The organism is Streptomyces sp. SID3212 (genome assembly GCF_009865405.1).
GTDB lineage: Bacteria > Actinomycetota > Actinomycetes > Streptomycetales > Streptomycetaceae > Streptomyces.
On the sequence record NZ_WWJY01000853.1, the window covers coordinates 1 to 488 of the forward strand.

General features: G+C 77.9%; 1 pseudogene. It reads left to right on the plus strand.

What is annotated here, in order from left to right:
• Positions 1-488 (plus strand): annotated as a pseudogene (locus GT042_RS25800) (SEL1-like repeat protein); the annotation flags it as partial.

Genomic DNA, 488 nt, shown 5'->3' on the forward strand with positions numbered 1-488 from the left:
CGGGGCGAGCCGCAGACCGCCGAGCGCTGGTACCGCGCCGCCATGGACGCGGGCGACGTCAACGGCGCGTACAACCTCGGGCTGCTCTGCGCCGCCCAGGACCGTACCGTCCAGGCCGAGCAGTGGTACCGCCGCGCCGCCTACGCGGGCCACCGCGAGGCCGCCAACGCGCTCGCCGTCCTGCTCCTCCAGGCCGACGACGCGACCGGCGCCGAGCCCTGGTTCTCCAAGGCCGCCGAGGCGGGCAGCGTCGACGCCGCGTTCAACCTGGGCATCCTGCACGCCGGGCGCGACGAGGACCGTACGGCGCTGCGCTGGTACGAGCGCGCGGCGGCGGCCGGGCACACCGAAGCGGCCCTCCAGGTGGGCATCGCCTACCTGCGGGACGGCGACGAGCAGTCCGCCGAGCGCCACCTGCGCTGCGCCGCGGGCGGCGGCAGCGCCGAGGCGGCCTTCCGGCTGGCCACGGTGCTCGACGCGCGCCGCCC